The 8754-nt window shown below is 73.3% G+C and carries 7 protein-coding genes and 2 pseudogenes; 2 read left to right on the forward strand and 7 right to left on the reverse strand.

The window, feature by feature from the left end; genetic code table 11:
• Nucleotides 1–2 precede the first annotated feature (2 nt).
• The 4 genes from G3I54_RS18105 to G3I54_RS18120 all read right to left on the reverse strand — a co-directional run bounded on the left by G3I54_RS18105 (nt 3) and on the right by G3I54_RS18120 (nt 6159).
• Entirely contained in the window at nt 3–470 is a 468-nt protein-coding gene (locus tag G3I54_RS18105) for an anthrone oxygenase family protein (RefSeq protein WP_164615898.1), read from the reverse strand.
• 247 nt (nt 471–717) lie between these two features.
• Entirely contained in the window at nt 718–2448 is a 1731-nt protein-coding gene (locus tag G3I54_RS18110; protein WP_164615899.1) for a von Willebrand factor type A domain-containing protein, read from the reverse strand.
• A 148-nt stretch (nt 2449–2596) separates the two neighbouring features.
• Nucleotides 2597–3508 (reverse strand): ABC transporter permease, encoded by a 912-nt coding sequence (locus G3I54_RS18115; protein ID WP_164615900.1) that lies wholly within the window; start codon nt 3506–3508, stop codon nt 2597–2599.
• Entirely contained in the window at nt 3505–6159 is a 2655-nt protein-coding gene (locus tag G3I54_RS18120) for an alpha/beta fold hydrolase (protein ID WP_203686603.1), read from the reverse strand. The genes G3I54_RS18115 and G3I54_RS18120 overlap by 4 nt, the downstream gene beginning before the upstream one ends.
• Nucleotides 6160–6302: 143 nt before the next feature.
• On the opposite strand from G3I54_RS18120, the gene G3I54_RS18125 reads away from it, so the two are divergent.
• Entirely contained in the window at nt 6303–6728 is a 426-nt protein-coding gene (locus G3I54_RS18125) for a GNAT family N-acetyltransferase (RefSeq protein ID WP_164615901.1), read from the forward strand.
• A 263-nt stretch (nt 6729–6991) separates the two neighbouring features.
• On the opposite strand, the gene G3I54_RS39520 is transcribed toward G3I54_RS18125, so the two are convergent.
• On the reverse strand, nt 6992–7300 hold the full coding sequence (locus tag G3I54_RS39520) for a hypothetical protein (protein ID WP_239144422.1): 309 nt from the start codon (nt 7298–7300) through the stop codon (nt 6992–6994).
• On the opposite strand from G3I54_RS39520, the pseudogene G3I54_RS39525 reads away from it, so the two are divergent.
• Nucleotides 7206–7424: pseudogene (locus G3I54_RS39525) on the forward strand (phosphatase PAP2 family protein); the annotation flags it as partial. The gene G3I54_RS39520 and the pseudogene G3I54_RS39525 sit on opposite strands and share 95 nt — an antisense overlap.
• Nucleotides 7425–7514: 90 nt before the next feature.
• Here G3I54_RS39525 and G3I54_RS18135 read toward each other — a convergent pair.
• Entirely contained in the window at nt 7515–8327 is an 813-nt protein-coding gene (locus tag G3I54_RS18135) for a response regulator transcription factor (protein WP_275407976.1), read from the reverse strand.
• A 7-nt stretch (nt 8328–8334) separates the two neighbouring features.
• Nucleotides 8335–8754 (reverse strand): annotated as a pseudogene (locus tag G3I54_RS18140) (sensor histidine kinase); the annotation flags it as partial.

The following is an 8754-nucleotide window of genomic DNA, read 5'->3' on the forward strand; positions in this document are numbered from 1 at the left end:
TCCTACAGCGCGACGGCCAGCAGGACGCACGCCACCAGGTTGAACGCGGTGCGCACCTGGTGGAAGGTGTTCCAGCGGGACTCGAAGGCCGCGCGGGCCGCATGGTCGTCGCCGCCCTCGGAGGCGGTGAGGGCGTTGTTGAGCGGGATGTTGCCGGCGATGGTCACCAGGTGGCTGATGACCACGCAGATCAGCGCTCCCAGGATGGCCGGCCCCGTGGTCTCGTCGTGCTCGCCGAGGCCGGTGAAGAACGCGGCGGCGGGCAGCGCGACGGCCCCGACGAACAGGACGAGGAAGATGGGCCCGGGGACCTTCTCGTTGAAACGGCGCATGGCCGCGGTGAACTGTTCGTCCGTCAGCTCGGCCAGACCGGGCATGATCGCGATCAGGAAAGTCAGCATGAAGCCCGCGTAGAGGCCGTTGACGATCGCCGAGAGCACCAGGAACAGGGAGGTCATGGCGGACATCATGACCTGGAACGGCGGCCCGCACCGACCTTTTCCCGAATGGACGTACGAGCCCGGGAGCCGGTCCGGGGCGGGGCGAGCCGGGGCGGGGCCAGCCGGGGCAAGCCGAGCCTGGGCAAGCCGAGCCTGGGCGGGGCGAGCCTGGGCGGGGCGAGCCTGGGCAAGCCGGGACGGGGCGAGCCGGACTCAGGGGCGCCCGGCCCGGCCAGGCGCCCCCTGCCCCCGCCCCTTCCCGCCCCCGCTCTCCCGCTCAGCCGATCTCGCCCTCGTCCGGTTCCGGCTCGTCGTCCGTGCCGGCTCCGCCCTCCAGCCGGTCCGCCTGTCCGATGGCCGTGGCCAGCTTCCTGACGGCGCTGTCCTCGGTCGTCTCGGCCAGCGCGGACGCCCGGGACGCGAGTTCGCCGAGGCCGGGTGCGCCGGGCAGGTCGCCGTGCCGCAGGTGGTCGGCGAAGTAGGCGGCCACGGCCGCCACTTGCAGCCGGTCGTGCTCGCCGGCCCACAGCGGGCCGTCGATCGCCCCGGTCGTGACGGTCCCGGTCTTCTCCTGGGCCTTGCGGGTCTTGGGGTCGAGCCAGCGCACGGTGGCCTTGGCCACGGTGCCGGATGCGCCCTCGCGCAGCCGTACGGCGTACAGAGCGGTCACCGTGTGGCCCGGGCCGACCTCACCGCCGTCGACGCTGTCGTCGCGGAAGTCCTCGTCGGCGACCTTGCGGTTCTCGTAGCCGATCAGCCGGAACTGCTGCACGGTCTTCCGGTCGAACGCCACCTGGGCCTTGGCGTCGCGGGCCTGGATCTCGAGGTGGGCGGGCAGTTGGTCGACGAAGACCTTGCGGGCCTGCTCCTCGTCGCCGACGTAGGTGGTGTTCCCGTCGCCCTTGTTGGTGAGCTGTTCCATGAACGCGTCGCCGTAGTCGCTGCCGACGCCGACGCCGAAGAGGGTGATGCCGTACTCGCGGCGGGCGGAGTCGATCTTCTTCAGGATTCCCTCGGCCTCGGTGTCACCGGTGTTGGCGAGGGCGTCGGAGAGGAGCACCACCCGGTTGGTGGCGCCTTCGCGGTGGCCGTCGACGGACTTCTCGTAGCCGAGGGTGATGCCCGCCTCGACGTTGGTGGACTGCGCCGGCCGCATCTCCTCCACCGCGTCCTTGATCCGGTTCCGGTTGCCCTTCACCCGGGTCATCGGCAGCCGGGTCTCGGCCTCGTTGCTGAAGGTGACCAGGGCGATGGAGTCGTCGTCGCGCAGTTCGTCGGTGAGGATGTTCAGCGACTTCCTGACCAGGTCGAGGCGGCCGGTCTCGGCCATGGACCCCGAGATGTCGACGACGAACGTGAGCGCGGCGGGCGGCCGTTCGGCGGTGGACGGGGCGGCCTCGGTGGCCAGGCCGACCCGTAGCAGCGACCAGTCGGAGGCTCCGGTTCCGCCGCCTCCGGCCTTCCCGCCGTCGATGCGCGCCCCGTCGACGTTCACCGAGAAGCCGGGGCCCTTCGGCCGTTCGTACCCCTGGCGGAAACTGTTGACGAACTCCTCGGGGCGTACGTCCTCGGGCTGGGGCAGACCGCCGTCGCCGAGGGTGCGGCGCGCGTAGCCGTAGCTGGCGGTGTCCACGTCCAGGGCGAAGGTGGAGAGATAGTCGGGCGCCTTGACGTCCGGCGCGGCGGAGGCCCCGTTCTCCCCGGACTGCCGGCCCTTCTCGGGCGCCGCCGCGTCCGGCGCGGGCTGCCCGCCGCCGGTCGATCCCTGCCCGTTGCGCTTGCCCGAGCTCAGATCGCGCGTGCTCTCCGTGCCGCCGTCGCCCGCGCCGCAGGCGGTGAGCAGCAGGGCGCCCGCCAGGAGCAGCGCCACACCGCCGGCCCGGCGCCCCGCCCCGGCTCCGGCGCGGCCCCCCGCCCAGCCTGCCGTCCGGTGCCCGGCGCCGATTCCAGCACCGCCCCCTGCGCCGCTTCCTGCCCGCTGTTCGTCTCGCCGGCTGATCCGGTCCATGCGTAACCCCCCACGTCGTCACGGTGTCCTCGACACCTGTGAATGTGACGTACGGGACCGCCGACCGGAGTCGACGAAAGCGTTGCGGAACCATCTCGATGCGGCAACAGCGGGCCGTCCGCGGGCAGGAACCGGCGGAACATCAGGTTCAGGACACGATGTCCTTACGACTGAACCCTCGGAAGGCCAGCGCGAACAGGATCAGGGCATAGGTCACTGATACGGCCGTGCCCTTGATCATGCCGCCCCACTCCAGTTGCGGCTGGAGTGCGTCGGCCCAGGCGAACTGCCAGTGCGCGGGCAGGAAGTCGCGCCAGGAGCCGAGTGCGGTGACCGCGTCGAGCACATTGCCGACGATGGTGAGGCCCACCGCTCCGCCGACCGCGCCGAGCGGGGCGTCCGTCTTCGTGGACAGCCAGAACGCCAGGCCCGCGGTGACCAGTTGGGAGACGAAGATGAACGCCACGACGATCGCGAGACGCGGCACCGTGTCCCCGGCGGCCAGCGCTCCCCCGGTGGGCAGTTTCAGCGGCCCCCAGCCGTAGGCCGCCGTGCCCGCCGCCAGTGCGACGAGCGGCAGCAGCACCATCGCGGCCAGGCTGAAGCCGAGCGCGACGACGAGCTTGGACCACAGCAGCCGGACGCGTGGCACGGGTGCGGCGAGCAGATAGCGCAGCGAGGACCAGCTCGCCTCGGAGGCGACGGTGTCCCCGCAGAACAGGGCCACCGGCACCACCAGCAGGAATCCGGCCGAGACGAACAGCGAGGTGGCGGCGAAGTTCGCGGCGGACTCGGTCGCCACGTCCATCAGGTTGATCCGGCTGCCGCCGCCCCGGCCGCCGCCGCCGTCCTCGCCGTCCGGCGTGCCGCCGATCGCGAAGGCGATGATCAGGATGAAGGGCAGGGCGGCGAGCACCCCGCCCATGAGCAGGGTGCGGCGGCGGCGCAACTGCCGCATGGCCTCGACGCGGAGGGGAAGCGTGCGCCGGGCGCGGTAGCCGACGGCCTCCGGGTGCTCGGTGTCGTCCCGGGCCTCGGGGGGCTGGACGGGGGCGCTCATGCTGCTCCTCCGGAGATCAGGGTGAGGAAGGCGTCCTCCAGGCGGCGGTGGGGTCCGACGCCGGTGACCGGGACGTCGAGCCGGACGAGGTCGGCGACGAGCCGCGAGGTGGTGGCCCCGTCGAGGCGGACGAGCAGCCCGCGTCCGTCGTCGGTGCGGACGGCGGATCCGATGCCGGGCAGGGCGGCGATCTTCTCCGCCAGCGGCTCGGACACCTCGTCCGCCGTGGTCACCAGGATCATGTCGCCGGATCCGGTGATCTCGGCGACGGGTCCGGCCTGGACGAGCCGGCCCCGGTCCATGACGACCAGGTGGGTGCAGGACTGCTCGACCTCGGAGAGGAGGTGGCTGGAGACGATGACGGTCCGGCCGCCGGCCGCGTACCGGATCATCACGTCCCGCATCTCGCGGATCTGCGGCGGGTCGAGCCCGTTGGTCGGCTCGTCGAGGATGAGGAGGTCCGGCATGCCGAGCATGGCCTGCGCGATGGCGAGCCGCTGCCGCATGCCCTGGGAGTACGTCCGTACGGCACGGGCGAGCGCGTCGCCGAGGCCGGCGATCTCCAGGGCCTCGTCGATGTGGGAGTCCTCGGCGGGGCGGCCGGTGGCCTGCCAGTACAGATCGAGGTTGGCGCGCCCGGAGAGGTGCGGCAGGAAGCCCGCGCCCTCGACGAACGCCCCGACCCGGGACAGCACCGGGGCACCCGGCCGGATGGCCTGACCGAAGACGCGGATCTCGCCCTCGTCGGGGGCGATGAGCCCCATGAGCATGCGCAGGGTGGTCGTCTTGCCCGCGCCGTTGGGCCCGAGGAGTCCGAGGACCTGGCCCTTCTCGACGCGGAAGGACAGCTCGCGCACGGCGTACCGGTCCACGGACTTCGCGTACTTCTTCGAAAGACCGGTGATCTGGAGCGGTACGTCGGTGAGCGCGGGGTCCGGCGCGGGCGTCGCGGTGCGGCGGCGGGCGGTGAGCAGGAGCACGGCCGCGATGACGAGGGCGGCGGCCGGGAGGCCCCAGGTCCACCAGGGGAGAGCGGCCGCGGCGGTCTTCACGGCGGGTGCGGTGGGGATGGTCAGCGGTCCGTCGGCGGTGACGGTGTACGTGGCGGGCTCGGCCGGGGAGGCGTAGCCGAGGTCCGTCGCGGAGAACACGAGGCGCAGCCGGTGTCCGGCGTCGAACTCGTGGTCCACGGCGGGCAGCGCCAGCTCGACCGGCTTGCCCTGCTGGTCGGGGGTGATCCGGTAGGGGGCGACGAGCTGGTGGGGCAGCACCTGCTGCCTGCCGTCCGGCGACACGTCGTACACCTTGCCGAAGAGCACCGCGTCCCGGTCGCCGCTCGCCGTCACGTTCACCTTGACGGTGGGGGTGCCGGTGACGCGTACGGAGGTGTCCAGCGGGGCGGACTCGAACCGGCCGAACTGCCCCGGGAAGTCCAGCGAGAGCCCGACGCCGAGTGAGGAGAGCTGGGCGAGTCCGCCGCCGACGCCGGGCACGGCGGAGATGGCGGGCGGCGCGGCCCCGGCCGGGTTGCGGAAGGTCTTGGTCCCGCCGCCGAGCGCGATGTCCTTGCCGCCGCTGCGCAGCCCCGGGTAGCTGTCGCTGCTCGCGCCGCGCAGGAGGGCGGCGCCGTCGGTGGAGTCGACGCCTCCGGTCCGGGTGACGCGGAAGGCGGGCCCGGTGTCGGCGCCGGTGTCCTCCTTGAGATACCGGTCGAACCAGGAGCCGACGCGCCCTTCGACCCGGCTCGTCTCGCTGTCGCCGCCGTCGTGTCCGCCGGAGATCCAGTCGACGGACACGGGTGCGCCGTTGGCGCTGATGGCCTTCTGCATGGCGTCGGCCTGGCCGAGCGGGAAGAGCGAGTCGGACTGCCCCTGGAGGAGCAGCGAGGGCACCTTGATGCGGTCGGCGACGGCGGACGGCGAACGCTCGGTGAGCAGTTTCACCGCTTCGGCGTCGGGCTTCCCGCTGACGGCGACCCGTTCGTACATCTCGCAGAGCCGCTTCTCGAACTTCTCGCAGCCGCCGCCGGTGGTGATGAAGATGCCGGCCCAGAGCTTCTTGAAGACCCCGTCGGGGAAGAGGGCGTCGGCGAGGTTCCAGTAGGTGATCACGGGTGCGATGGCGTCGACCCGCTCGTCGTGCCCGGCGGCGAGCAGGGAGACGGCCCCGCCGTAGGAGGCGCCGGTCAGGCCGACCCGGGGGTCGCCCTTCGCGTCGAGCTCCACCTCGGGCCGCTCCGCCAGCCAGTCGATGAGCCGGGAGACGTCCCTGACCTCGTGGTCCGGGTCGTTGAGGGTGATCTCCCCGCCGGACTTGCCGAAGCCGCGCGCCGACCAGGTCAGCACGGCGTACCCGTCGGCGGCCAGCTTCTCGGCCTGGGCCCGTACGTCGTTCTTGCTGCCGCCGAAACCGTGCCCGATGAGCACGGCGGGCCGCTTACCGGAACCTCCCACGTGGAAGTACGAGGTGTCGATCGGCACCCCGTCCATGCGCAGCGTCCGGTCCTCGCGCTGCACGGCGGGCGAGCCGTCGTCGGCGACGGCGGTCCAGGTGCCGCCGCCCACGAGCACGGCGAGCACGGCCACGGCCGCGGCCCACCGGCCGCGGGTACGGGGCAGCAGGCGCCACCGTCGAGCAGTAGGGGTCTCCATCCCTCGACCCTAAACGGAGGACGCAAGCCGGTTGAGTGCCGCCAGGGGGAGGTGGGCGGCCTCCCTGAGAGGTACGGTCCGCCCCCGCCGTACTCCGGACGCGGTACAGAATGCGTTCAGAACCCTTGCCTCGGGAGGCCATTGTGGACATTCGCCGCGCCACGACCGTCACGGAGCTCCTGGCCGCCGGTCACCTCTACGACGCACCGCCCCGCGAGGTGTGGGCCGCCCGCTTCCTCGCCGCGGACGGCCACGTGATGCTGATCGCGTACGTGGACGGCGTCCCGGCGGGCTTCGTCTCCGGCATCGAGATGCTGCACCCGGACAAGGGCACGGAGATGTGCCTGTACGAACTGGGCGTCGACGAACCGTTCCGCCGCCGGGGCATCGGCAGGGCCCTGACGCTGGCGCTCGTGGACCTCGCCCGGGAGCGGGGGTGCTACGACCTGTGGGTCGGGGTGGAGCACGACAACGCGGCGGCCCTGGCGACGTACGGGTCGGCGGGGGCGCGGGACGACGGCGGGTTCCGGGTGCTGACGTGGGAGTTCGGGGGCGACGCCTCGCAGTAGCCTCGGAGCGGAGGCGGCGCTCCCGGGCGTCAACCCTGACGTTCGTCGGGGGGTGCTCCTGCCGTTCGGCCACCGCGCCGGGCCGTCGTGCCTTCGTACGTTCGCCGCATGGCAAAGCACACACATCAACACCACTGGCCCGTCCGGCTGTTCGGATCGGCCGCGCTGCTGGCGTCGGCGGTGGCCGTGATCGGGATGCTGTCGCCCGGCGGCCTGGGGCGGCCCGGCCCGACCGAGGTCACGCGGGGCGCCTCCGTATCCGCCTACCGGTCGCTGACGGAAGCGGTCGGGGACGGCCCGGGGTGGCTGGGGCACCTTCTGGAGCTGTCCTCGGAGGCCACGCTGATCGTCCTCGGCCTGCTGCTGCTCGGGGTCTGCTGGACGGCCGTACGCCGGAGGGACGCGGTCGCGGTGGCGGGGGCCCTGCTCATCGGCGCCGGAACGGTGGTGGCGTACGCGGTCAGCGAGGCGCTCAAGCTGGTCGTCGACGAGGAGCGTCCGTGCCGGGCCGTGGACGGGGCCCAAGCGGTCGCCGCGTGCCCCGAGCCGGGCGACTGGTCCTTCCCGAGCAACCACGCCACCCTGGCCGCCGCGCTCGCGGTCGGGCTGGCCGTGCGGCGGCCCCGACTGGCGGTCGTGACCCTGCCGGTGGCGGTGGCAGCGGCACTGCTGCGGGTCCTGGTGGGGGTCCACTACCCGCACGACGTGTTCGCCGGGGCGCTGCTCGGCGGGGCGGTCGTCACCGCGGTGATCGTCGTGCTGATCCGCCCCGCCGGTCTGCTCGGCTCAGCGCTGTTCGGACGGTGGCGGGGGTGGCGGGGGCAGGATTCCGGCCTCGTGGGCGACCACGGCGGCCGCGGCCCGGTTGTCGACGCCGAGGCGGGCCAGGACGGAGCTGACGTGCGCCTTGACCGTGCCTTCGACCAGGTGCAGCCGTCGGGCGATCTGCCCGTTGGACAGCCCGCCGCCGAGGTGCGACAGCACTTCGCGCTCCCTGGGCGTGAGCCCGGCGACCCGCTCCCGGGCCGCGTCCCGCCGGCCGGCCAGGGCCCCGGCCCCGGTGGAGGCGAGGTGCGCCACCACGCGGGCGGCGACCTTCGGTGAAAGATAGGCGGCGCCGTCGGCCACGGCCCGTACCCCGGCGAGGAGTTCCTCGGGCTCGCCGGACTTGATCAGAAATCCGGCGGCCCCGCAGCCCAGCGCCCGCAGGATGTAGTCGTCCTCGCCGAACGTGGTCAGCATGACGACGCCGGTGGCGGGCAGCGTGCGCCGGATCTCGGCCGCGGCCTCGATGCCGTTGGTCCTCGGCATCCGTACGTCGAGGACGGCCACCTGCGGGCGGTGCGCCCGGACCAGCTCCACGGCCTCGTGCCCGTCGGCCGCCTCGGCGACGACCTCGATGCCCGGATCGGTGGCGAGCACGGCGCGTACACCGGCACGGATCATGGGCTCGTCGTCGGCGACGAGCACCCGGATCGTCCCGGGGCGGGTGGGGTGCTCGTCACCGGCCGGGTCCGGCGTCCGGGTCGTGTCCGGCGTCCGGGCCGGGTCCACCTGCTGGGTCGTGTTCACCGCCCGGGGCTCGTCCGCCGCGCTCATCGGGTGCTCACGGGGTGAGCGCGTCGCGGGAGACGAGCCTGCCGTCCCGGAAGCAGAGCCGGTACGCGTCTCCGGACCGGTCGTCGAAGCGGTCGGCCGTCATCGCGTAGAACTCGCACGTCACCCCTCGTTCCTCCGGCCCGGCGCCCGCCGGCCGCTCCACCGACTGCCGGTCCGGCAGCACCTTCCGTATCTCGGACCGATCCTGCCCCACCCGCAGTCGGGCGTAGTCGCGCGGGTCGAGTACGGACCGGGACGCGGCCACCGTTTCCCAGGTCCCGACCACGGCGAGCAGCACCGCACCCGCGGTCAGCGGCACCGCCAGCGCGGTGAGCAGGGTACGGCGGACCCGCCGCCGGGCCCGCCGGTATCCGGCGGGTTCGGGGCCGGCCGCGCTGTCGGCGGGCCGGGGCGGGGGCTGCGCGGG

This window comes from Streptomyces sp. SID14515 (assembly GCF_010548505.1).
In the GTDB taxonomy this organism is placed as follows: domain Bacteria; phylum Actinomycetota; class Actinomycetes; order Streptomycetales; family Streptomycetaceae; genus Streptomyces; species Streptomyces caviscabies.